We start from the raw sequence: 22978 nt of genomic DNA on the forward strand, positions 1-22978 counted from the left end.
GAACTAATTAAGGCTTCACTTCTGGAGCGGCGTCTGGCTTGTTTTCAGCAGTATTAGCAGGCTTGGAGAAGTAACTCATTGGATAGGTAGTCTCAGCTCCAAATGGTCCCCGAATCCAGATTTGATCGTTATATCTCACGTAGCAACTGCGGCTCACGCTACCTGTAGCGCTGACACTATAGGAAAAAAACCAATTAGGCTCAATCCTGCCCGTTTCGGAGGTACAAGGCTCGGCGGTAATGTACAAAATGTCGCCATGGGCTGGCATTTGGCCAATGATTGCGCCTTGAGCAATTTGATTGCCAAACGAAAAGATGCTAGCTAACAGTATTTTAAATGTGGGGCGTAATAAATTCATAAGAAGCGAATGACAGGGTCGCTGAAAAGTAAACTTATTGGTATTATAGGTTACCTTGCAATGCAGCTTTGTAATTTTTTTAAAAAAATCAAGCACTTATAGAATATCAATGCAATTATTTTGGGTTTCTGGATCGACTGGCTCGATTAAACAAATCAATATCACCAAAAAGAGTGTTTTACGCTTAGTGGCTATTGTCAGCTGTGCTTTTTGCGCCTTTGGGATTTTGATTTTTTATACTGGCATTACCATTGCATTTGAAGTCAACCCTGAGCTGGCTAAAGAAGTTACTGGGGTAGTGACACCTGAAGAGCGCTCAAGACTAGACGGTATGTATCGCCGAGAACTGGCTTCTTACCAAGCGCGCCTCAAGGAGGTAAGTACCACCTTTAATGAGCTTAAAGCCAGTAAAGACCGCTATCTTGCCATCTCAACCCCGAGCACTATTAAAGAGAAGCTCTTAGACCCCGCACACCTTGGTGGCCCTCTAAAACCAGTCAATTTTCAGCTAGATCCCACCAAAGCATTGGTCGATAATCTTGAAGATCTTGCCAATAAGTCCAATGAAATTCTCGATATTGCCACTAAGCTAGAACCCGAATGGCAAAAGCAATACAACTGGCTCAGAGCCCTGCCGATTGGTCCGCCGATTGATGCTAGGCTGGGTATGACTAGTAACTTTGGTGTACGCATAGATCCTATTACTCAGCAATTGGCGCAGCACTCTGGCATTGACTTTATTACCCCAACGGGTACCCCAATTGTGGCGTCGGGTGATGGCACGGTGCTTAAGTCGGCATTCGATCCAGCGTATGGCAACTTTATTGAAATTGCCCATAACGAAGGTTTTGTATCCAAGTATGCTCACAACAGCAAGCTCTTGGTCAAAGTTGGACAACTAGTAAAGCGTGGTCAAGTGATTGCACAATCGGGCTCTACCGGAAGATCGACTGGCCCGCATCTTCACTATGAGATTCACCAAAATAATACTTACCTCAATCCAGCCAAGATTTTGGTCTACGCCCCACCCTCAAAATATTGGTAAGCATTCTTAGACCCCTGAGATCTTTAATGCTCATTGTGAATGGCTTTAAATTCCCCTGCTACTGAACAATTTAAAAAGCATCATTTACTAACCAAGTTCTTATTCACTTAGGCTAATTGAGCCATGCCCCGACCATGAAGCCTCTTTTTAAATATCTTTTCAGCGCGCTCATCTTCTTGGGCCTAGTACTTTCGATTGATCAATTCATTTGTAACAAATGGATCTACCATGATTACGCTGCTGGCATGGATCGTAAGCTGGCCTGTTTTTGGAAGTCCTGAGCTTTTGCTTGTTAGCCGCCTTACTCAAAATGCTTGATCTCTCAAATCTTTTTTCTAAAGCGTAGATAGCATTTATGACTGTAAAAAATGCTGCAGATATTTTGGCTCATCTTCATCAAGAACAGATAAATTTGGGCGTAAAACGTGTCGAGACTCATGATGCCCAAATCGCTCAAGCCATTTTGGATCATCTCTTTAGCTTTGAAGACTTACTATTTTTATCTGCGCTAGATATGCAGACACTACTTCTCAAGATTTCTGATCAGACTTTAGTCGTTTGCTTAAAAAATGTCAGTAAACCGCTGGGTATCAAAATACTGACCGCCATGACTAAAGCTAGGGCAAAAAGTATCGGAGAAGATTTACAAAATAGTGCAAAGCTAAAAGTCTCCGAAATCGAAGGAGTTCAATTAGAGGTGCTGAAAGTAGCTTATGGGTTACACCAAACTCAAAGCATTACATTGCGAAAATTTGCTGTAGATGAGAAATACATTTAAGTAGTCATGGGAAAAGCAAAGCACTACTAAGCATTTACAAGTCTAGGCATAACCCAATTTCACTGACTATAACCAATCAGAGATGCACTGTATTGAATGAGTTACTTATGAACACCTGCTTCTTGCATAGCCAATGCATGCGCTTTGCGCTCAGCGATTTTTTGGGCTGTTTTTTCGATTTCATGATTGTGCAATAAAACTTCATGCAATCTGCGATAGAGGAACTCCAAAGCGATAGCAATAGCAATCAACACAAAAAAAGTGATCCACTTGTCATAAATCAGGCAAAGATCGGCAGCAGTTAAGCCTGCCAAAGCTTTTAGGCGAATCGCAGTGGTTTCAGGAAAATGTACCGATAGGATGCTCATGATCAAGTAAATATATTTATCGATATAAGAAATGTAGCAAAAAGTTATTACTAAATAAAGTCGCACTGCACAAAAACAGAGTTTCTCTTAGCTGTGCGCCCTTCTAGCGTATCTTGAGCACAATAAGTGTTTACGGCATCGCAAGGATTTTTGTTAAGAAACCATAATCATTATGGGGTCTATAGACAATACTGAAAATGAAGTGCTCATGCAAGTTATCCCTGCAAACCTTGGCCAAAACGGCGCCACGACTGCTCAAAACTCCATTTTTATAGGTCATCATCAAGCAGTACCGGCTTTTCCTGTAGGTCGATTAACTTAATCAATCCAGGTTGTAACACTTGGCTTAAATCAAACGGTAAGCGCTTTTGCGCGCTGATCTGCTCAGCGCGCTGCACAATACTGTTCAAGGGTAGCCCCCTTAGCTGTGGCAGCGCAATCACAATCTTGTTACCAGCCGTAGGGACTCTTAAGATATACACCTCATGAAAGGCCTCTTGATAGGTGCGCAGCATGGATCTATAGAGCGGATTGACTTTGGGAGTGCTCCATATATTGGCGACAATAGCGCCAGAGGGCTTGAGCGCTTTTTTGAGTGAGAGCAAAAAATCTTTCGTTGCTAAATGCTTGGGGATCCCTGCTGCCGTATAGGCATCTAAAAAGATCAGATCATACGGCTTTTGGACATTTTCAATAAATGCTCGACCGTCTTGTGCATACGCATGGAGCAAGTCATCTTCAACAAAATTAAAATACTGCTTAGCTAAGCCAATAATTTGTGGATCAATATCGATCACATCAATTTGTGCATCCGAGTAATGTTTACGTAAAAACATCGGGATGTTGCCAGCGCCAACTCCTAACACCAAAATGCGATCGAGCTGCTCGGTAAAAGCCAGGCCAATCATGGCTGATTTTGCATAGGGCAAACCCAAGTAATCCAGGTCGCCCATTTTGACCACGCTTTGACGAGTTCCCTGTTTTCCAAAGCGCAGGGTACGAATCCCGCCAAGGTCTTGAGTCACGTTCGTTGAGCCAGACATGGTTTGACCTTCATAGAGTAAACCTTCTTTAGCTGTAGCTAACTTTTTTAAACCTACAGCATGAATAGCCTTAGATAGAGAGATATTAATATTGGGGAGCATAGAAGAACGGTGTTGGTGCAAATCGGTAAATGCATGTTGAACATCAAAATATAATGAATCAATTTTCACTAAAAACCAATTTTATTGGGTAAATACCATTTCTTTTTTCAAAATGACGTTTTTTTGTATCAATTGATCGGCAGGCCCTAGTAAATAAGCGGGAGTTTCTTTGAATTACGTCAACATGGAAATACGATGCCACTTTATTTTGAGTAAAATAACTTCATGGAGATAAAAAAATTAGCCATTGCCGTAACTTTTCATTACGCTTCAGATCGAATTAAATATCTAGAGAAAATTGCGACCCAGTTTAACTCTCTAGGAAATGAGGTTTTTGTTCATATTTTCACGAATGAAAATGGTGTGGATAAGATGCTAAATATTATGCGTGCCGTCAAGCAAGACCGTGAATTGGCGGTAAATATTCACACTCCAACATATCTTGGCCATCCTTACCTTTTAACTTGGAGTCATTTTCACACCTTTAGAGAGCTTTTTAATACTGACGAATCGATTTCGCATTTTATGTATTTAGAGGATGATATTTTTATAACCAAAAAGAATATTGAGTACTGGTTAAGATCTCGAGAGGCGCTAAGGAATAACAAAGTCATTCCATCCTTTTTGCGCTATGAGGAAAAAGAGGGCTCTAAGGCAATGTATGCAACGGATGTTAAAACAAGGTCAAGTTTCGATAGCCTACCTAAAGTTAAAGAATCGGAAATCTATTACTACTTAAATCTACCCCAACCATATCAAGGCATGTATTTACTTGATCGAGAATTGATGTACGAGCATTTAAATGGGCCATCCTCAATTCCAGAATGTACTCCCTGGGGTATTAGGGAGAAAGCGGCGGCAGGCTTGACATTTGTTAATGTACCAAAGGACTGTCATTCTAGAAATTTTATTGGGTATGATTTTGAGACCAAATGCGTTGATCCCAATAGTCTTATTCATCACCTGCCAAATAATTACGTAAGCAAAATGGGTACACTACATGGAAAAATTAAAGTCGATGAACTGATAATTCATGCTGACTAAAATTAGAATTTTGCAGCATTAATTCTGACGTTAAATTTTTAAGTAATTTTGAGTTTGAATTGGTATTAAGTAGCCAATATAAAAGATAGGTATCTTTTTTCCAGCCACCGTCTTAAATGCGTCGATATTTGCCAGATTAACCACGAATTGATTAACTATTTTTAGCTAAAAGCACTCTAATTGATACAGCTAAAGCAAGAGAGTCCAGACCACCCACGTAATTTTTTGAAGGATTCTTGCGAAGCCCTTATGTGAGCCGATGCCCAAAAGTTAGACGCCCAGCTCAACTCGAAAGTTTTTTACGAACGAATCTAGCAATTACTTCAAATTACCAATAGTTCAATAGTAATTAAAGCTAGGGGCCTCAAAAGGCTTGTACAACTTTATTCAATTAACATCACAGATATCCACAATTGGACCCTAGCTTGTTGGGCCCATGACTTGTTATCTTAAAAAGCTACTTATTAGCACTAAATCAAAGCACCCAACTTATTACAGAATCAACCTAGTTTGCTGCAATGATTTGCTATAGAAAACCCTCTTTGATGCTGGCCTAAATTGACAGCAATTAAGCGAGATCCAAGCATTCTCAACTGAACCCTCAACCGAGCTTACTCACGGTGGTCTACTTCAAAAAGCACTGTATTTAGCGGTGGAGAGCGCCCACCTAAAAAGCTCGAAACCTTACCTCTATTGATTGCATCCCAAAGTGGATTAAGCGCCCCATTTTCAGAAAAGATAGGAATACCTCATGGAAGTACGGAGCAAGAATACTATTCGACAAAAGCTATCTGCAACGATTCTTCGAGATAGAGTACTTCAGCAGTGCCTCAAACTGATGATTGCATAATTTATAAAGCCGTAGGCATTTAATTCATAGGTCCTAAATTCACGAACCAAGTTTCCACCATACTAATCTCATCTGAAATACCAAAAATATAAAAGCTCTTAGAAAAAATTTCAGTGACTTTATCTTTTTTAGACCTCAAATATGGGGAGATAATTAAAGATCAAATTGAAAAAAGCTAATTCTTTTTACAGAGCATTGATATCCACAATTTTTATATCTGATTTACTTACTGTGATCGACTGCATCCTAAACTATTAGAATGCATAAATTATTTATGTCAATCGCGGGTCGTGGGATAAAAAATCTTATTTAAAAACGATGGTGGCGTATGATATATGTAGAATTAATTTATTGATTTTGAGGGTGGAAATAATAATGAACAATAAATATATAAATCCGTTGATTGAATATTTAGAACAAAATCCTAATGGTAGGGTTGTTCATCGCTGGCGGCATTATTTCGATATATATCATCGTCACTTTTCTCGCTTTAGGGGGGAGTCAATAACGATGATTGAAATTGGGATTTTTAACGGTGGCTCTTTAAAGATGTGGAAAGAGTATTTTGGTCCCAAAGCGACAATTGTTGGAGTAGATATAAATCCAGGTTGTAAAAAATATGAAGAGCCAGGGATTGAGATAGTAATTGGGGATCAAGCAGATCCAAAATTTTTGCAGGCATTATCCAAGCAGTATTCAAAATTTGCCGTTGTAATTGATGATGGGGGCCATAGAATGGAGCAACAAGTTACAACATTGGAAGAATTATATTTGTCGATGCGTGATGATGGTGTTTACCTTTGTGAGGATACCCATACATCTTATATGCCAGCCTTTGGAGGGGGACATCTAAAGGCAGATACATTTATTGAGTATTCAAAAAAACTAGTTGATCAACTTAACGCATTTCATGTCAAAGAAAGCGAATCCTTAGCTCCAAACTACTTTACACAAGCTACTGATTCGATTCATTTTTACGATAGTGTAGTCGTAATAGAAAAAAAATCTCGAGCAAAACCGGATCAGGTCGTTTACGGTAATCAAGCTGATTTTATTTATGTCGCGCCATCACTTGCCGGCAATAAGCCCTAGCAATATTATTAAACTCCTTCTAATAAGAAAATTCTTATATTCGATAAAATGATCGAGTCCAGAATAAAATACCTCAAAATAAATTAGATTTTACTGAACTGCACTTTTCTCGTAATCATTGATTAGCAGTCTGATTTTTAATATACTTCGAATGTTCTAGTTTATATTCAGCCTAGAATAAATCATAGGTACGCATAATTGAAAAAATACAATGTCGTAGTTGCAACAGATATCGGTACATTCATAGTCAATAAAAATGATACTGGAGTTGGCTGGCAACTCTCTGAGTATGGGGTATATGACCCTCATGAGTTAAATGTAGTTAGAGGTATATTGAGACTGTTGCGAAAAAAACCCGAATCTTACTGTATTGGATATCGGAGCAAACATTGGAGTACATTCTGTCATCATGTCTCAAGAGGTTGGTAATGGCTCAGTATTTGCGTTTGAAGCCCAACGAATTATATTTAATATGCTTGCTGACAATATCTCTTTAAATTCCTTGAGCAATGTTTTTTGTTGCCATAACGCAGTGTCTGATGCGCAAGAGCCTATAGATATTCCAAAATTTGACTATGGAAAACCACTGAGTTTTGGTAGCGTAGAGTTTGGAGGGAGCAAAAGGAGTTTATAGGGCAGCTATCTAGTGTAGGTGAGTGCGAGAAAGTGATGTGTGTGGTTATTGACGATGTTAATTTTTCACAAATAGATTTTATTAAAATCGATGTTGAAGGAATGGAGATGAAGGTTTTAAAAGGTGCTGAGAAAAGTATCCTAAACTTTAGGCCTTTTATGCTAATAGAGTATTTAAAAAGTGATAGGGATGAAATTATTGATTGGTTGAAAACAGCTAACTACAAAGTTTATTCTGGTATTGGAGCCAACTATCTTTGCGTGCCCGAAGAGTCCTCTATTATATTTAATGATTAATTATTGGTCTCGTAAGTCGAAAATTCACAAATCAGTCGCAACAACCTTTGTCAATGAACACTTAAAAATCACTTTTTTTGCGGCATAAAATTCATTCCCCATATTTTTGATTGAACTCCCTAAACCCTCCCTACTAAATCCCCCTTAACCCTCTCTATGACGCCCTCCCAGTTCCCCATTTCCTCTTGTTGATACAGCGTCATTGTCGGGTACCAAGGACTATCTTTTCTATCGACTAACCAACGCCAGCAAGTATCAAATCGATTTAATAGCCAAATCGGTTTACCCATCGCTGCTGCTAGGTGCGCTGTTGAAGTATCCACACTAATAATGAGATCAAGGTTTGCAATCAGTGCTGCCGTATCTGAAAAGTCGTCAAGTTCGCTCACAAAGTTGTAAAAATTAGATGGGTTCCAATATTGATTACCGCTTTGGATCAGCTCGGATTCAGCGGGCTCACCTTTTTGCAGGCTATAAAAATTGATATCCGGAATATTAATTTGAGCGATTTGGGCTAGGGGAATATTGCGCCTAGCGTTTAGACTCCAAAGCTCGGGTTGATTAGGACGAAATCCCCCATTCCAAACGAGGCCTACTTTAAGCTTTTGGTGCGCTGCTAGCTTGGTTTTCCAGTACTCCTCTTGTATCGGGGGTGCTTTAATGTACGGGACCTGATTGGGGATGCTCTCAATTTCGGTATTAAATGCCAGCGGCAAACTCATGAGCGGGCATTGATAATCAAACGCAGGTAGTGGATCGCCCATTGCCACCAGCTGACTAACACCTTCTAAGTTTTGCAGTATTTTAAATAAAGGGCGCCGCACTTCTAAAATCACTTTAGCGCCAAGCTGAGCAACTAAGGAGACATAGCGACAAAATTGAATCGTATCACCTAGCCCTTGCTCCGCATGGAGCAAGATGGTTTTATCTACCAGGGATTGCCCCCCAAGCCACAAGGGCTGAGAGAAGTGTCTTCTGCTCTGCAGGCTTATAGCACTTTCGTTCTTCCAGCGCCATTCATATCCTTGCCAACCATCCTTAAAATTACCCAGTAATAAGTGACACAAAGATAGATTCCAGTGGGCGTTTGCATAATCGGGTTTAATCGCAATAGCTTGGTGGTAACTCGCTAGAGCTTCATCAAAACGTTTGAGGAGTTTTAAGGTATTACCGCGATTAGAGTAAGCATCTGCGTAATTAGGGTTGATGGTAATGGCTTTGTTGTAACTCACCAAGGCTTCTTCAAAGCGCTCAAGTTCTTTTAAGGCAGCACCGCGATTAGAGTAGGCTTCCGCATAATCCGGCTTAATACGGATAGCTTGATCAAAGCTAACTAGAGCTTCTTCAAAACGCTCAAGTTCTTTTAAAACAATACCGCGATTAGAGTGGGCTTCTGCGAAATGGGGCTTGATGGCAATAGCTGTATCGCAGCTAATAAGGGCTTCTTCAAAACGTTTGAGATCTTGCAAGGCAACGCCGCGATTGTAGTAAGCGTCTACGTAATCAGGTCTAATGCGAATCGCTGTATCGTAACTAACTAACGCTTCTTCAAAGCGCTCAAGTTCTTTTAAGACAATACCGCGATTACAGTAAGCTTCTACGTAATTGGGGTTGATACGGATGGCTTCGTTATAACTCACTAAGGCCTCCTCAAAACGCTGCAGTGTCTGCAAGACAACGCCGCGATTAGAGTGGGCTTCTGCATTATCTGGCTTAATTGAAATGGCTTGATCGTAACTGACCAGAGCCTCCTCAAAACGCTCAAGTTCTTTTAAAGCAATGCCTCGATTAGAGTAGGCTTCTGCGTAATTGGGGTTGATACGGATGGCTTCGTTATAACTAACTAACGCTTCTTCAAAACGCTGGAGCTCTTGCAAAGCAATGCCAAGATTAGAGTAAGCCTCTACAAAATCAGGCTTGATTTGTAATGCTTTAGTTAGAAACTCAACCGCTTTGATAAATTGCCCAGCCTCCAGAAATAAAGTACCCAATAACTGTAGAACATCAAAATGATTGGGATCTATTGTTAAAGCTTGCTCATAAAACGCCTGTGCCTCTTTGAATTTACCTTGCTGATGTAAATTAAAGGCTTGCTCTATCAAGGGCAATGTGGAGTCTTGTTGTAACACTTATTTGACTAAGCTCGGTAATTTGCGATTAGGAATATTGGGTGGACGAAGCATAAATAAATTTTAATATACTCCAACAATAAGTTATATATCTATTAGACGAATTACAAAATTTTACGACTGATATTTGAACTGACCTGATTTTTAGTACCACTCCCAAAGAGAGGATTTTTGATAATCTTCTACCTTAAAGGAGTGCTTAATATGGCTAAAGGCCAACGCCTTAAACCCGAGCAAATCGTTACCTTATTGCGTCAAATCGATGTTTTAACCACTAACGGTAAAACCCTAGCCCAGGCTCTCCAGAGCAGCGTATCGCTACATGCCATTGCCTAGAGATGACGAAGAGCCGCTTAGGGCTGAAGTCATCCGGATGGCGAGCACCTATGGCAGGTATGGCTACCGATTTATTGCCGGGATGATGCGCAACGCTGGTTGGGGGCAGGCGCTACCATCGCAAAGGTCCCATGCATCTGGCGGCAAGAGGGTCTGAAGTTCCACAAAAGCAGCCTCCTAGAGGCAGACTTTAGTTTAACGATGGTAGTTGTATGCGCCTGAGAGCTGCTGCCCCCAATCATGTTTGGAATTACGACTTTATCTTTATTAGAGATACTTATGGCGGCAAGTTCGGGATGCTCACGATGATTGATGAGTTCACCAAGAAATGCTTAACCATCCACTACGCTAGAAGGATTGGATCGATTCAGGTGATTGAACAACTGGCCAACGCCATGATTGACAACGGCATCCCGGAGTACATCCGTAGTGATAATGCCCCAGAATTTATTGCCAAAGACCTGCGTAGTTGGTTATCTGGCATTGGGGTCAAAACTGCTTATATTGAACCCAGTAGCCCCTGGAAGAATGGCTTTTGTGAAAGCTTAAATGGTACCTTGAGAGATAACCTTTTGGATGGGGAGATCTTCTACAGCCTTTAAGAAGCTCAGATCATCGTAGGGGAGTGGGTGAAACACTACAACCATGTCAGGCCCCATAGCGCTTTGGGTTATAGACCGCCAGCACCCCAAACCCAAGTACCCAAAATAATACAAAATCAACCCATGTTGCTGCAATGATTTACTATAGAAAAACTCTCTTTGATCGTGGACCTAAATTTACAACAGTTCAAGAGGGAAGTTATTGATGTAGATTAGCGAAGAAAATTTTCATTGAATTTTTAAGAGATATCCCGTTTATTGCAGAATTTATCAATAATTCACCTATCTAACATTTCTTAACGCAAGTTACTAAATCAAACCACATGCAGCAAGAAAATAAAATATTTGATTTAATTGATCAAGGCTTAGCCTTACATCAAGAAGGTCGACTCGAAGATGCGCAACTAATTTATGAGCTGGTATTGGCAATAGAGGAGAATCATTTTGATGCCCTACAGTTATTAGGCGTCCTATTTATACAAACTAAGCAATTTATAAAAGCGGATTATTTTCTAACTAAAGCACTGAAAATAAAACCTTATGATGCAGTAGCCCACTGTAATCGCGGCCTTGCTTTAAAAGAACTCAAGCGTTTAGAAGAAGCTCTTGTTAGTTACGATAAAGCTATTGAGATCAACCCTGATTATGCAGTAGCCCACTGTAATCGCGGCAATGCTTTAAGAGAACTTCAACGTTTAGAAGAAGCTCTTGTTAGTTACGACAAGGCTATTGAGCTTAGATCTAATCTTGCAGAAGCCCACTTTAATCGTGGTAATGTCTTAAAAGATCTACAGCGTTTAGAAGAATCACTTGCTAGCTACGACAAGGCTATTGAGCTTAAACCCGATTACCCAGAGGCCTACTCTCATCGTGGCAATGTCTCAAAAGATCTTCAGCGTTTAGAAGAAGCTATTGCTAGCTACGACAAGGCTATTGAGCTTAAACCTGATTACCCAGAAGCCTACGCTAATCGTGGCAATATCTTATCAAATCTTCACCGTTCAGAAGAAGCTCTTGCTAGCTACGACAAAGCTATTGAGCTTAAACCTGATTACCCGGAGGCCTACGCTGATCGTGGCAATGTTTTAAAAAAGATTGGCAGGGAGAGTGAAGCAAAAGAAAGCTATGACCAAGCTTTACTCATCAAGCCCGACTTTGTATTAGCTCGCTGGGGACGCGCCATGACTGTGCTACCAATCATTCCAAACCATGTTGAGAACTCCAAATCCTCTCGCATAGAATTTTCTCAAGAACTATCTGACATGAATAGCTGGTTTTCTACGCAAGAGCGTCTTAAAAACGGGCACAAAGCTGTTGGTTCAGCACAGCCGTTTTATCTTGCCTACCATGAAGAGAATAATAAAGAGCTCCTTTCAACCTATGGGGCATTATGTCACCGGCTTATGAGCTATTGGCAACAAAAGGAGAGTCAATTTACTAGGCCAAAAGCTTTTAATAAACCCATTGTAGTGGGGATAGTCTCTCACCATATTCACCAGCACTCTGTATGGGATGCGCTTACCAGGGGATGGGTCGAGCAAATTAATCGTAACCATTTTGAATTGGTTTTTTTCTATACTGGTGTCATAAATGATCTAGAGACAAAATTTGCAAAATCAGTTGCAAAGGATTTCATTACCTGCGGTGATCGCCTAATTGCTTGGGTGAAAGCAATCTTTTCTAGCCAAATTGACATTTTGATCTATCCTGAAATCGGAATGGACCCAATGTCGATCAAATTAGCCAATCTAAGATTAGCGCCGGTTCAAGTGGGATCATGGGGTCATCCTGATACAACAGGGTTACCAACAATTGACTACTATCTATCTGCAGATTTATTCGAGCCTGATAACTCTGAAAAATTTTATACTGAACGGCTAGTAAAATTACCGAACTTGGGGTCCCACCATAAACCATCAGCAGTAATACCTATTTCTATAAATCTAGAGCAACTTAGTATTAAGGCAGATCAGCCATTACTAATCTGCCCTGGAACACCTTTTAAATATCAGCCACAGTATGATCATGTTTTCGTAGACATAGCAAAACGGCTAGGGAAATGTCAATTCATATTCTTCACACATCAAGATAAACAGCTTACCTGCCTTCTTCAAGAGCGACTTTCTTGCCATTTTTTAGAATCGGGACTCAATAGTAAAGACTATTGTGTTTTCATACCTTGGCAGCCAAAATCTTGCTTCTTTGGCCTAATGAAACGTGCAGATATTTATCTTGATACCATTGGCTTCTCTGGATTTAACACAGCATATCAAGCGATTGAGTGTGGACTTCCTATTGTTACGCGCGAAGGAAGGTTTATGAGAGGACGTTTAGCAAGCGGCATATTAAAAAAAATTGGTCTAGAGGAGTTAATAGCGCAGGATGAGAATGCCTTTGTGAATCTAGTCGTTAAAATTGCAAGTAATCAAGAATACAAAAGCTTCATTAGAGATAAAATTGAAGAAAATCGTTATTTTTTATATGGGGATCTTGAGCCCATTAGAGCACTTGAGAAATTTTTAGAAAGTGCATATCGTAAATCAAAACTTTCTTACTAATGCCCACTTAGAATTGGACTTTGGCGGTCACAACAAAACTGCAAAAAATTTTCCTTGCGGTTAGAAGTTCTGGCTAAAAAGCTATTATTCTCCAATTAGTTCTCACTCAAACATCCGCTATTCCGTTAAGTCTATTTAGGACGGGCTGAGCATGAACTGATTTGCCCATAATTTCCAACCAGGAACAATGACTTAACATTATCTCCCTCTCCTTAAACCATTCTGGGGCATATTCACATTCCCTGCACTCCTTATAGCCAGGCACTCCCTGTGTATAGTGAATTAATTTTGCGTTTGGATTTGAAGGGGCATAACCTACCAAATGATTCCAGTCGGGCGATAAGGCCCCAACTTCTTCAGCCCAGTTTAAATTTTGGGGTGTGTCGGTGCTGATAAATTCTGGTGTTAGCTTGAGACAACGCTCATTATTGAAAAGCATCACGGAGGGACGTTCAAAAGAAAAAGGGCCAGTAAACGGAACAACATCCACACTGGCACCTGTGGCAGACTCAAATAGCTCAACAACATCACCCAAAAGAAGAGCATCTGAATCCATAAATAAAGCCTGGCCTTTATAGTTGCATAAATACGGGACAAGATAGCGCGAATAGGTGAAGGTAGTGAGGCCTTGTCTAGTTATCGGCAATTGATTAAGGAGTAGCGGCGTTATGGCGACTGGCTTGGATGATAAACGCTGTATAGAGCTAACCAATACATGATATGCCACAAGTTGACGCTCATCAATTCCGATAAAAATTCTCAACATAAAATCTCCATTTTTAGAAAATAAATATATAAGCTAAATAAATTTTCCACAAATATATTATTGGGTAAATTTGATCATAAATAAAAAACTTTAAAAAAACTAGAACTGGCATCCTAAATATTATGCATTTAAGTAAGTAGCTCTACCCATTTACTCGCAATATTTTGAACGGAAAACTTTGGTACAACTTCAAGTTGAGCGAGCTTGACTCGATCGTGAAATATTGAAGGGTCCTCAATTAGGACCCTAAACTCCTCACCATTAATATCGACATAGTATTTTTCGAAATCTTTATAGCTATCAAGAGCCCCAGCTGCTACTGGTAACCCAAGTACAAGGGCTGTAATTAATCTATTTGAACTTGCGCCATTCTTCTTTGGATCGGCATTATTTATCGGAATAATGCAGGCATCGGCTAATTTTGAAGCATGGACCATTGCCTCTGGTGACCAGATCCCAAGCTGAATTTGAATTTCGGCTTTTGAATTCAACTGGGCTCTGGAAAAGTATTTTAATCCAGCTTCATTAGATAGGATGATTAATCTGATTTGATCTCCAATCTCAAAGCCCAGTTTAATGAATGAAATTAAATGTTCAATATTTGATGCATGACCAAACCATAAGAGGGTAGTTGGTTTATTTACCGGCTTGATATCATGAGGAAAGAACTCTATTGCATCTTCTAGTAACTCAATATTTCCAGAGTAATACATTGCTAGGTTTTGCTGCATCATTCGCGAGGAAGTAGTAGCAACATCAACCATATCGTAGATTGTGAGAAGGGCAACTTGGACTGCGGTGAGAGCTTCCATTTCTACGCCAGTAACTTTAATCTTGAGCAAATCTTTAGGTTTACTTGGACAACGTTTGGACAAAGGTTATCACAATATATTAAGAGCAAAGATCTACTCTTTTAAAATATGACGACCCCACCCAGGGGCACCCCCAATCTGTAAAGTAGGAGTCACAACACAGTCATACATAGTATTTTGCACTTGAGATTATGAAAAATACTATTTCTAATTTATTGTTGAGTTGATAGGCCATCTAGTTGGCGTTGAAGGCTTTCATTTTTGACTGCAATTCTATTCAGAGTGTTCATCTTCGGTTTTCCCAGATCATCAAATATGGGTTTAATATCTTCAACTTTTTTTATGTGGCAGGTCAAATCGTCTATTTCATAAAAAGAGTAGCCCAATGGTGAAAGTTCACTAAAGACTTCAGATCCAGCTGTATGGTCTATGCACTCAAAGAAAATAGTGGGTAATCCTCGATTAAGGATGCTCGACATTCCTCGCAAACAAGAACCTTCAAATCCTTCTACATCAATTTTGATGAGGTCAATTGTTTCATGCATGTTTTGCGGGAAAAAATCATCTAGCTTTACCACTTGAATGGGGGTGATATGAGAGTTATTTCTTGCGCCAATTGATCCTCCTGTACTTAAATAGCTTATATCGGTAGATATTGAGAAAGGCATCATTTCGTTTCTTTCACCTACACCTAGCATGTGAGCGCAATTGGCATTAAATCCATTTCTACGTAGGTTCAAGTTTAAGCGGGCAAAATTCATAAAGTGCGGTTCATATGCAAATATGCTTGCATTAGAATTCGTGCTGGCGGCAGTCAAAGTATAGGCTCCAGTATGCGCCCCTATATCAACAATTACTTTAGATTTTGAACAGATATTAGACCAAGTCTTTAGTGTGAAATATTCATAACGCCCATTCCAGAAAAAACGTAATACAACGCCATCATCAGCCCCAGCCAAATACATGGAAAACTGAGAATTGTCGGATGGATTGCAATTTACCCAATCAAAAAATTTTGGTAAGTTTGTTAATTCACTAATTGAGTAATTATTGCGATTTGGGTGTTGATTGCGATAGGCTATCGCATCCTCTATGGTGAGATTATTATTTTGAATAACCATTAAATCCTCTAAATTTGATTAATGTTGTATTGATCTGTATGTAACTTGGCGGAACTATAATCTATTATGACTAATTTTATTGAATCGCTGATATATATTAACTATCAACTAAAGGCTATAGAAATTTCTTACATTTTATGAATAAATCCATATTTTGTTTTTTCCATATAGGTAGTGATTCAAGCTGCCCCCAAATGCTTGTAGATTCTATTAGGAAATTTAATCCTAATTCAGAAATAGTCTATTGCACAGATCGCCATTCTCCAAATATAAACGGAGTAACTCATCGCTTGGAGTTTGATGGCAATCCTCACGAGATTATGACGTTCCGACTGAATAGTTTTGCCAGCTCTGGGATTGGTGGGCCTGCTATATATTTAGATACGGATATGTTGTGCCTAAGATCGTTTGATCCAGAGAAATTTTTGGAGAGTAAAGATCTCTATATATGCGAGAGATCATTTGGCGGGGACGCATTATTTAATGGAAATTTCCGTGGAATGAATTATCTTGAGTATGACCAAATGCCGCTTGGTAAGGTTTATCCTTATTTAGCCTGTACAACAATTACAAGAAATTCGGAGGTATGGATTGAGCTTGCTGATGTGTGTGATGGCCTAAGTGAAAAATTTCGAATTTGGTATGGGGATCAGGAAGCCTTAAAAATTGTTGCAAAAAGAAAGTCTAATGGGCAATTAGGATTCATACCTGAACATACTTATGCATGTTTACCTGAAAACATGAATTATGTTTCTCAAGCAACTTTTCTACACTTTAAGGGACCCGCAAGAAAAGGCCTAATGATCGATTTTTATAAAAAAATAATGGAACTTTAGCGCCTCAAATAAATTGTGAAAGATTATTTGGTTATGTAATAAGTATTCAAGGACTATATTTTTTATGGTTCGTAGACAGACTATTCACATTAATTTTCAGGTATAAATGAATTGCCGCCAGTAGCAGAGTGCTTCAAGATGGTTGTGTGACTAAAATAAAGCATGTCATGTAATGCTAAAACACGCTCGGGAGGCCTTTGTCAGAAGCATCCGCTAGTTGGTAAGGTTCGCTGTCGCTTGCATGGCGGTTTATCACCTTCTGGAGAGTTGCATTGGAATTATCGGCACGGTAATTGCACCAAGGAAAGTCGTAGGAAGCTTGCCGAAGGTAGCGCCTATATTAAGCTCTTAGGGGAGTTAGCAATCTACTTGGGATTGATTGAGCCTAAAAGATAGCTAGCATTACGATGTTTGACGGTTTTTTGATATTTCCCAGCGGATATTTTCGCTACCCCATGAAACAGCTGAACTTACCCCTGTAGATATCGCCTTAGCAATGCTCCCATTTTGTTCCTGATTTGTACTCATTTATCTCAACAGGTGACTGTGCCTTAATCTAGTAGGTGAGACTAATATGACAAACAATCTCAAACAATATAAGACATATAACTTGCATTTGAAGCATATTCATATGCCAGAAGACCAGATATTTGAATATTTGGTTTCGATTGTTATGGGGCAGCTTTTGTCCAGACTGAAACTTCAAAATAAGCCTCAAGCCAAAATGCAGACTGCTCATGAGTTTGCTGCTCGCTCAATCATTGAGGGCTTGTATCAGGTGTATGGAAGCAGGCATCGGCAATGTAGGCTTGCTGTTCCAACTAGCGATGGTGCATACGGTGATAAGCCTCACCAATTAAATGAATTAAGCCATACGGCTGTTTTAAGGGTTTTGGATACCCTAGAGTCCCTTGAGTGGGTTGAACGCAAAAAGGGCTTTAAGAATAAAAGTGGGGAGAATATCCCTACAACCATTAGAGCGGTAGGGGGTCTGCTTGAGGAATTTGAACGCACTAAATATGTATGGCGAAAGATTACCCCGAAGAAGCAGGATGTTATTGTTCTCAAGGATTTTGATCTCAAGACTAAATCTAAGATTCAATGTCCATTTAAGGACAATAACGATATCCGCAGATGGAGAAAAAATCTTCAGAGCTATAACAGCTTCATTACCCAAAATGCCATCTGCCTATCTATTGATAAGCACCATCTGGATGCAGGCTTGATCGCCAAGATGACTAATGACAAATATCAACTTGATTGGGTCTTTGGAGATAGCAAGAAGAAGCCACGGATATTTAACTATCTGCATGTTCAGTTAAGACGGATCTTTTCCAGGAGAAGCTTTCAAAAGGGTGGTCGGTTTTATGGGGGTTGGTGGCAATTTATTCCCAGTGAATACCGCAGATATATCACTATCAACGGCCTGCCAACTGTTGAGGTTGATTACTCTGAGCTTCATCCAAGGATGATGTACCGAGATGCTAATTTGCCACTACCAGAAGGTGACCTATACGATCTTGGGCTGCGTTATGAGGGCAAGGAATATGACAAGAACATTGAGCCATACAAATCCAAAAGGAAGGTGATTAAGACATATATCAATGCCATGATTAACGATGATCGGGGCAACTTTAAGCTCAATAGTCGACAAATCAAGATAATGGAAATGAATACCGCCCAGCTAGAGTCATGGGTAATCAAAAAGCATCCGATCATTCAAGAGATCAAGGGCAAAGGATTCGGTCTGAGGTACCAGTTTGTTGACTCCCAGATTGCTGAGATGGTGATGTTGAAATTGTTGGGTCAAGACATTCTGTGTTTGCCCGTCCATGACTCGTTCATATGCCAAGAACATCACCTACCTGAGTTGGAGCTTGCTATGCGTGAAGCCTATGAGGCGGTATTAGGTTCGGTTCCACAACTGAAAGATCCTGAGCAGTTCAAAACGGATTTTGAGCCAGTCTATTATCCAAGTGGTCAGCTTGATCTCACCTATATGAAGAACAAGTACGCAGATTCTCAGCATGATGAGTTCTTGAGTGCTTTCTGGAAATATCAGCCAAAGAGCTGAGGAGTCAAACTGCTATCCAGTGGTTGCCTCTTCCCCTCCATTATGTGAAGAAAACTCTGAGAAATATCAGAAAATATCAACAAATACAATGAGATACATCGACACTGCTAAATTTGGCGAATCCTTACCCCAGCTTCATAGCTAGCTGCTCAGCATTTGGATGGAAGTAACGCTTGAGCATAGCTAGACTCTTGTGTCCAGTTACGGCTGATAGCTCAAGAAGATTCGGTAGCTTCTCTGATAGTCGTGTGGCTGCGGTATGTCTGAGATCATGAATCCGCAAATCGGCAAGTCCAGCACGGTCTCTAGCTCGCTTAAAGTTCGTCTCTAGAGCTGCAAAGTTGATGGGTAGAACTCTGCCATCAATACTCCTTGGTAGTGATTGGAGAGTCTCTATTGATCTCGTGGATAGCGGAACTCTTCTAGATTCACCATTCTTAGTCAGAGTCAAAAAAGCTGTCCGAGTTTGGTAATCAATATTCTCCCAGCGAAGGCTCAAAATCTCGCCCCTACGCATTGCAGTCTCAATGGCAAGGATTACAAACGGTCTTGTGTAGATGTTGCGGTTGGCTTTCGGGGTGCATGCCTCTAGCAGAATCCTTTCCTCATCGTAAGTAAGCACCCGATTTCTACCTTGAGGTTGAGCTGGCTTTCTAACGCCTAAAACGGGATTGGGAGTGTTCAAACCCCACTCTCTGCGAGCATGGTTAATGATGGAGGAAAAGTAGGCTAGCTCACGAACAACTGTGCTGGGCTTGATCTCTTGTAAACGCTCATCACGGTACTTGGCAATCTTGGCAGATGTCAGTGTTGCCATATTCTCTTTAGCAATCGGTCTTCTCATGATGGCTTTAAGGCGAATAGTGTCTGCCCCAGCTCCACGCATTAGTGGTGTGACTTCTCGAAGATATCTCTCTATGAGTTCACCAAAGGTAGTCTTTTGAGCTTGGTGGATATTTGTATATGTTCCCCTGTCCCATTCCACCTCAACGCTTCTTGCCCAGCGTTCGGCATCTTCTTTGGACTGGAATGTTTTGGCTAGAGATTGTTCCCCTTTGCGAGAAACACGAGCTTGCCACTTGTTACTTCTGAATCGAATTGATGCCATTTCTTATCCTTCACTTGGACAAGATTTGGACAAGACTAAAAGTTACATACTTTGAATGGTGCTTAGGTTAGCGTCCACTATCCCGCCTTCCACTCCCCAGACTTGCCACCACTTTTCTCTAGTAGGTGGACATCACCCATCACCATGCCTCTATCAACCGCTTTAGCCATACACAGAACATCTCTGTAGAAGTCTGACATGCCCGACTCAAAGCCAAGATGGTGATCCGTATAATCCATAAATATCTTGGCTCCAGATAACTTTGCATATTCTATTTGCTGCAGCCACTGATTTTGTCGATCCAGAATATTATTACCGCCAATTTTGGTAATTATCACCTTATCTGTAGGGTTAACGATAACCTCACCAAAAGTCACTTTTTCACCGTGTTCTATAAGACCTCTGATTGCAGGGCCAATGCGCAATCTGATACTTGCCATATTCGATCTAAATATGGACTCTAAGTTTTCATCGATTGCTGGGAGTAAAAAATGTATGCTGTTCAAAATAATTCCTAAAGAAAATTTTATAGCCTACCTTACTCCTGTAATCCTCATATCTCTTGGCTCTCTCAGTTTGTACTCCGCAGGCTCTTGGCGCAAATCCTTTAGCCCTGCTTCATTCATAACTTGAGCTAAAGATAGGGGGGTATAACCCCATCTGTGCACCATCAATGGATCCGTCCATCTAGGATCTCCATAAAATACCCACATTGTTCTCTGCCCCTCCACTCCAGGTTGAGACATCAAATCAGGATTTTTTAAAAACTCTTCGCAAGCAGACTTTAAGTTAGGGCACTCAAGAATTAATTTTCCTCCTGGCTTTAAAACTCGAACCCACTCTTTGAGAATGGATACCACCTCCCAGCGCCAAAAATGCTCTACGACATGAACTGCCAATATTTCATCTGCATATCCATCTGAAAAAATATCTAATTTTCTAACATCACAAATGATATCGGGCTTATGCCCAGCACGCTCTGATACCGTATCTACATTTATATAACCACTTAGAATCTTATCTCCACAGCCTAGATTTAATTTAATTCCATTTTCCATAGATTTTCTTTTAAGGATTAATTATGCTTACTTTCACTACTATAATAGAAAATGGATAATTCTAGAAATATCATACTAAATCACCACTGAGCTAGTTTATAAATGCTCGTTACATACAAATGATGGATGCAATTTTATTTATTGATGTGATTGATTAATAGCTGATATATATTCTTTAGCTTCATGGAATTTTGGTAATCTAATAAATAAGCCATTTTTTAATAGTTTTGCCGCTATGTTTAATCTTTCATCTATATCCTCTGCACTGTTTATGGCAATAAATTTAGGAGTTAAATGAGTTTTATTATTTTTCCTTCAAATCCTCCTTAAGATTCGCAAACACTCCAACCCAGTCAAATACTGCTGGCTGTCTATACAATATTAACGATTGATACCAAGGGCTATCTTTTCTACCCAACATCCAGCGCCAATCTGGCACATAAGGTAGTAAGACACGAGTATCTTTACCTAAAGCACCCGCTAAGTGCACTGTAGTGTTATCGATTGATATAATCAAATCACAAGCCTGAATGATCGCAGCTAAGCCATCAATATCATCATACTTATTTACTGAATCTAAATTGACAACCGTAACGCCCAAGTCTTTTTCAACTTGGGCAATTTCTTCGTCAACCTCACCATACTGAAGGTTGACATATAAGAGATCGTCCTCAGCCAACATGCTGATAAAGTCTTTTAAGTGAACACTTCGGAAAAGCCCGGTTTTATCAGCTTTACTAAGCCAACTAATGCCACATAACTTTTTAGAATGTGGATTCTTCAGTCTAATCTCCTCTTGAATTTGAGAGACTCTTTTTTGATCAGCCTTCAGGTAGCCCTGTGAAAGTGGAATATTATGCAAGTTTGTTTTAAAAGCACGGGGGAGTGACATGATCGGACAGCGATAATCAAAGTGCGGCAGAGCATCATCTACACTTACTACTTCATATCTACCGTCAAGACTATTGAGCAAGGTCACTAACTTCTTAGGGGCCTCTAAAATCACATGGGCACCTAAATCTGAAAGAGGATTAACATAGCGACAAAATTGAATAATATCGCCAATACCCTGCTCAGCTTGCAATAAGATTGTTTTTCCTGACAATGATTGGGAGCCTAGCCAGAGGGGTCCAGGGGATGCTCTTGCAAGACCACCAAATTTACCATTACGCCAGCGCCATTCATATGACTCAAAACCTTCGTCAAACTGTCCATTGACAAGAAGTGACATAGATTTATTCCAATTCGCCTCTGGATAATCAGGCTTCATATAAAGCGCACGCTCGTAACTCGCTATCGCCTTGGAAATAAGACCTAGGTCCGTAAGTACATTTCCTCGATTATTAAAGACCATAGGTAAATCCGGATTCAAACTAATAGAATAGTCATACAATGAAAGAGCCTCATCATATCGACCTAAATTACGCAGGGCATTGCCATAGTTTAGAAAAGTGGCCGGATCGTTCGGATCTAGTTGTATTGAATTAGAGTAGCTTGCTAAAGCCTCAGGGTATCGTCCTTGATCTCTAAGTACGTTACCACGGTTCATATAAGCTTGGGCAAATTTTGGATTAATCCTAATAGCCTGATCATAACTTTCAAGCGCCTCAGAGTATCGACCAAGCTCTTTAAAAGTATTACCAAGGTGAGAATGAAAGGATGCTTGATGAGGACAAATTGAGATTGCCTTACTAAATAAAATTAAGGCTTGTTGATAATTTTTAAGGGAATAATCTACCAAACCAAGTAAATTAAGCGCACCACAATCATTTGGATCCTCTTGTAAAATCCTTTCGTAAATAACCCTTGCATCCTCAAAATTTCCAGCATGGAAGAGTGCTACCGCCTCCTCAATTTGGCTTTTTTTTAATTCAATTCGATTACCGCTCAAATTACCCCCTTTTTTTCATTGCCAATATGAGTTTTACTTATCGCAGTCTGCACTATTTAAATCTTCGCTAAATTCGA

Annotated in this window: 22 protein-coding genes and 2 pseudogenes; 13 read left to right on the forward strand and 11 right to left on the reverse strand. The window is 40.0% G+C overall.

Annotated features, from left to right (window positions below):
• Positions 1–7 precede the first annotated feature (7 nt).
• Complete coding sequence (locus ICN26_RS01965) at positions 8–358, reverse strand: hypothetical protein (protein ID WP_216266438.1); 351 nt, start codon at positions 356–358, stop codon at positions 8–10.
• A 109-nt stretch (positions 359–467) separates the two neighbouring features.
• On the opposite strand from ICN26_RS01965, the gene ICN26_RS01970 reads away from it, so the two are divergent.
• Both ICN26_RS01970 and ICN26_RS01975 read left to right on the forward strand, forming a co-directional pair.
• Positions 468–1403 carry a M23 family metallopeptidase gene (locus ICN26_RS01970; RefSeq protein WP_216266440.1) on the forward strand — a complete coding sequence of 312 codons (936 nt, stop codon included), beginning with the start codon at positions 468–470 and terminating at the stop codon, positions 1401–1403.
• 355 nt (positions 1404–1758) lie between these two features.
• A complete protein-coding gene (locus tag ICN26_RS01975) occupies positions 1759–2181 on the forward strand; it encodes a FliG C-terminal domain-containing protein (protein ID WP_216266442.1) in 423 nt (140 codons plus the stop codon).
• Between the two features lie 101 nt (positions 2182–2282).
• Here ICN26_RS01975 and ICN26_RS01980 read toward each other — a convergent pair whose 3' ends face one another.
• Both ICN26_RS01980 and ICN26_RS01985 read right to left on the reverse strand, forming a co-directional pair.
• Positions 2283–2549: a hypothetical protein gene (locus ICN26_RS01980; RefSeq protein ID WP_216266445.1), complete on the reverse strand. Its 267-nt coding sequence runs from the start codon at positions 2547–2549 to the stop codon at positions 2283–2285.
• A gap of 269 nt (positions 2550–2818) precedes the next feature.
• On the reverse strand, positions 2819–3694 hold the full coding sequence (locus ICN26_RS01985) for a spermidine synthase (protein ID WP_216266447.1): 876 nt from the start codon (positions 3692–3694) through the stop codon (positions 2819–2821).
• A 225-nt stretch (positions 3695–3919) separates the two neighbouring features.
• Here ICN26_RS01985 and ICN26_RS01990 point away from each other — a divergent pair, with 225 nt between their 5' ends.
• The 4 genes from ICN26_RS01990 (at position 3920) to ICN26_RS02005 (ending at position 7610) form a co-directional block, all read left to right on the forward strand.
• The gene (locus tag ICN26_RS01990) at positions 3920–4738 is read left to right on the forward strand and encodes a hypothetical protein (RefSeq protein WP_216266449.1); all 819 of its coding nucleotides are present in this window, start codon (positions 3920–3922) and stop codon (positions 4736–4738) included.
• 1225 nt (positions 4739–5963) lie between these two features.
• Complete coding sequence (locus tag ICN26_RS01995; protein WP_216266451.1) at positions 5964–6680, forward strand: class I SAM-dependent methyltransferase; 717 nt, start codon at positions 5964–5966, stop codon at positions 6678–6680.
• Positions 6681–7050: 370 nt separating this feature from the next.
• Positions 7051–7314 carry an FkbM family methyltransferase gene (locus tag ICN26_RS02000; protein WP_216266453.1) on the forward strand — a complete coding sequence of 88 codons (264 nt, stop codon included), beginning with the start codon at positions 7051–7053 and terminating at the stop codon, positions 7312–7314.
• 35 nt (positions 7315–7349) lie between these two features.
• A complete protein-coding gene (locus tag ICN26_RS02005) occupies positions 7350–7610 on the forward strand; it encodes an FkbM family methyltransferase (RefSeq protein ID WP_255534401.1) in 261 nt (86 codons plus the stop codon).
• A gap of 119 nt (positions 7611–7729) precedes the next feature.
• Here the strand turns inward: ICN26_RS02005 and ICN26_RS02010 are convergent, their stop codons facing one another.
• Positions 7730–9739, reverse strand: a complete 2010-nt coding sequence (locus ICN26_RS02010) for a tetratricopeptide repeat protein (protein WP_216266456.1) — start codon at positions 9737–9739, stop codon at positions 7730–7732.
• 204 nt (positions 9740–9943) lie between these two features.
• Between ICN26_RS02010 and ICN26_RS10980 the strand changes: the two genes are divergently transcribed.
• The 4 genes and pseudogenes from ICN26_RS10980 to ICN26_RS02030 all read left to right on the forward strand — a co-directional run bounded on the left by ICN26_RS10980 (position 9944) and on the right by ICN26_RS02030 (position 13235).
• On the forward strand, positions 9944–10075 hold the full coding sequence (locus tag ICN26_RS10980) for a hypothetical protein (protein ID WP_255534344.1): 132 nt from the start codon (positions 9944–9946) through the stop codon (positions 10073–10075).
• Entirely contained in the window at positions 10062–10232 is a 171-nt protein-coding gene (locus tag ICN26_RS02015) for a hypothetical protein (protein ID WP_216266458.1), read from the forward strand. The genes ICN26_RS10980 and ICN26_RS02015 overlap by 14 nt, the downstream gene beginning before the upstream one ends.
• Before the next feature lie 55 nt (positions 10233–10287).
• A pseudogene (locus tag ICN26_RS02020) lies at positions 10288–10779 on the forward strand (integrase core domain-containing protein); the annotation flags it as partial.
• Between the two features lie 221 nt (positions 10780–11000).
• Entirely contained in the window at positions 11001–13235 is a 2235-nt protein-coding gene (locus tag ICN26_RS02030; protein WP_216266464.1) for a tetratricopeptide repeat protein, read from the forward strand.
• Between the two features lie 106 nt (positions 13236–13341).
• On the opposite strand, the gene ICN26_RS02035 is transcribed toward ICN26_RS02030, so the two are convergent.
• From ICN26_RS02035 to ICN26_RS02045, 3 genes and pseudogenes are all read right to left on the reverse strand, one after another.
• The gene (locus tag ICN26_RS02035; protein WP_216266466.1) at positions 13342–14001 is read right to left on the reverse strand and encodes a glycosyltransferase family protein; all 660 of its coding nucleotides are present in this window, start codon (positions 13999–14001) and stop codon (positions 13342–13344) included.
• A gap of 757 nt (positions 14002–14758) precedes the next feature.
• Positions 14759–14825, reverse strand: a pseudogene (locus ICN26_RS11105) (cyclic pyranopterin monophosphate synthase MoaC); the annotation flags it as partial.
• 200 nt (positions 14826–15025) lie between these two features.
• Positions 15026–15934 carry an FkbM family methyltransferase gene (locus tag ICN26_RS02045; RefSeq protein ID WP_216266470.1) on the reverse strand — a complete coding sequence of 303 codons (909 nt, stop codon included), beginning with the start codon at positions 15932–15934 and terminating at the stop codon, positions 15026–15028.
• A gap of 137 nt (positions 15935–16071) precedes the next feature.
• On the opposite strand from ICN26_RS02045, the gene ICN26_RS02050 reads away from it, so the two are divergent.
• From ICN26_RS02050 to ICN26_RS02060, 3 genes are all read left to right on the forward strand, one after another.
• Complete coding sequence (locus ICN26_RS02050; RefSeq protein WP_216266472.1) at positions 16072–16770, forward strand: glycosyltransferase family 32 protein; 699 nt, start codon at positions 16072–16074, stop codon at positions 16768–16770.
• 162 nt (positions 16771–16932) lie between these two features.
• Positions 16933–17166, forward strand: coding sequence for an HGGxSTG domain-containing protein (locus ICN26_RS02055; RefSeq protein WP_216266474.1), 234 nt, complete (start codon positions 16933–16935; stop codon positions 17164–17166).
• Positions 17167–17344: 178 nt separating this feature from the next.
• Positions 17345–18844, forward strand: a complete 1500-nt coding sequence (locus ICN26_RS02060; RefSeq protein WP_216266476.1) for a hypothetical protein — start codon at positions 17345–17347, stop codon at positions 18842–18844.
• 124 nt (positions 18845–18968) lie between these two features.
• Here the strand turns inward: ICN26_RS02060 and ICN26_RS02065 are convergent, their stop codons facing one another.
• From ICN26_RS02065 to ICN26_RS02080, 4 genes are all read right to left on the reverse strand, one after another.
• A complete protein-coding gene (locus ICN26_RS02065; RefSeq protein WP_216266478.1) occupies positions 18969–19952 on the reverse strand; it encodes a tyrosine-type recombinase/integrase in 984 nt (327 codons plus the stop codon).
• Between the two features lie 77 nt (positions 19953–20029).
• Complete coding sequence (locus ICN26_RS11110; RefSeq protein WP_439650713.1) at positions 20030–20392, reverse strand: hypothetical protein; 363 nt, start codon at positions 20390–20392, stop codon at positions 20030–20032.
• Between the two features lie 93 nt (positions 20393–20485).
• Positions 20486–21010, reverse strand: coding sequence for a class I SAM-dependent methyltransferase (locus ICN26_RS02075; protein ID WP_216266480.1), 525 nt, complete (start codon positions 21008–21010; stop codon positions 20486–20488).
• A 304-nt stretch (positions 21011–21314) separates the two neighbouring features.
• A complete protein-coding gene (locus ICN26_RS02080) occupies positions 21315–22901 on the reverse strand; it encodes a tetratricopeptide repeat-containing glycosyltransferase family protein (RefSeq protein ID WP_216266482.1) in 1587 nt (528 codons plus the stop codon).
• Positions 22902–22978 lie beyond the last annotated feature (77 nt).

This window comes from Polynucleobacter hallstattensis, assembly GCF_018881835.1.
Taxonomy (GTDB): domain Bacteria; phylum Pseudomonadota; class Gammaproteobacteria; order Burkholderiales; family Burkholderiaceae; genus Polynucleobacter; species Polynucleobacter hallstattensis.

What these genes read in the sequence shown, in the direction of transcription:
- ICN26_RS02045 (WP_216266470.1), bottom strand. Translation starts at nt 15,934, where the DNA reads ATGGTTATTCAAAATAATAATCTCACCATAGAGGATGCGATAGCCTAT.
- ICN26_RS01990 (WP_216266449.1), top strand. Translation starts at nt 3,920, where the DNA reads ATGGAGATAAAAAAATTAGCCATTGCCGTAACTTTTCATTACGCTTCA.
- ICN26_RS01965 (WP_216266438.1), bottom strand. Translation starts at nt 358, where the DNA reads ATGAATTTATTACGCCCCACATTTAAAATACTGTTAGCTAGCATCTTT.
- ICN26_RS10980 (WP_255534344.1), top strand. Translation starts at nt 9,944, where the DNA reads ATGGCTAAAGGCCAACGCCTTAAACCCGAGCAAATCGTTACCTTATTG.
- ICN26_RS11110 (WP_439650713.1), bottom strand. Translation starts at nt 20,392, where the DNA reads ATGGCAAGTATCAGATTGCGCATTGGCCCTGCAATCAGAGGTCTTATA.
- ICN26_RS02050 (WP_216266472.1), top strand. Translation starts at nt 16,072, where the DNA reads ATGAATAAATCCATATTTTGTTTTTTCCATATAGGTAGTGATTCAAGC.
- ICN26_RS02005 (WP_255534401.1), top strand. Translation starts at nt 7,350, where the DNA reads ATGTGTGTGGTTATTGACGATGTTAATTTTTCACAAATAGATTTTATT.
- ICN26_RS02015 (WP_216266458.1), top strand. Translation starts at nt 10,062, where the DNA reads ATGCCATTGCCTAGAGATGACGAAGAGCCGCTTAGGGCTGAAGTCATC.
- ICN26_RS01970 (WP_216266440.1), top strand. Translation starts at nt 468, where the DNA reads ATGCAATTATTTTGGGTTTCTGGATCGACTGGCTCGATTAAACAAATC.
- ICN26_RS01995 (WP_216266451.1), top strand. Translation starts at nt 5,964, where the DNA reads ATGAACAATAAATATATAAATCCGTTGATTGAATATTTAGAACAAAAT.
- ICN26_RS02035 (WP_216266466.1), bottom strand. Translation starts at nt 14,001, where the DNA reads ATGTTGAGAATTTTTATCGGAATTGATGAGCGTCAACTTGTGGCATAT.
- ICN26_RS02075 (WP_216266480.1), bottom strand. Translation starts at nt 21,010, where the DNA reads ATGGAAAATGGAATTAAATTAAATCTAGGCTGTGGAGATAAGATTCTA.
- ICN26_RS01975 (WP_216266442.1), top strand. Translation starts at nt 1,759, where the DNA reads ATGACTGTAAAAAATGCTGCAGATATTTTGGCTCATCTTCATCAAGAA.
- ICN26_RS02065 (WP_216266478.1), bottom strand. Translation starts at nt 19,952, where the DNA reads ATGGCATCAATTCGATTCAGAAGTAACAAGTGGCAAGCTCGTGTTTCT.
- ICN26_RS02055 (WP_216266474.1), top strand. Translation starts at nt 16,933, where the DNA reads ATGTCATGTAATGCTAAAACACGCTCGGGAGGCCTTTGTCAGAAGCAT.
- ICN26_RS02030 (WP_216266464.1), top strand. Translation starts at nt 11,001, where the DNA reads ATGCAGCAAGAAAATAAAATATTTGATTTAATTGATCAAGGCTTAGCC.
- ICN26_RS01980 (WP_216266445.1), bottom strand. Translation starts at nt 2,549, where the DNA reads ATGAGCATCCTATCGGTACATTTTCCTGAAACCACTGCGATTCGCCTA.
- ICN26_RS01985 (WP_216266447.1), bottom strand. Translation starts at nt 3,694, where the DNA reads ATGCTCCCCAATATTAATATCTCTCTATCTAAGGCTATTCATGCTGTA.
- ICN26_RS02060 (WP_216266476.1), top strand. Translation starts at nt 17,345, where the DNA reads ATGACAAACAATCTCAAACAATATAAGACATATAACTTGCATTTGAAG.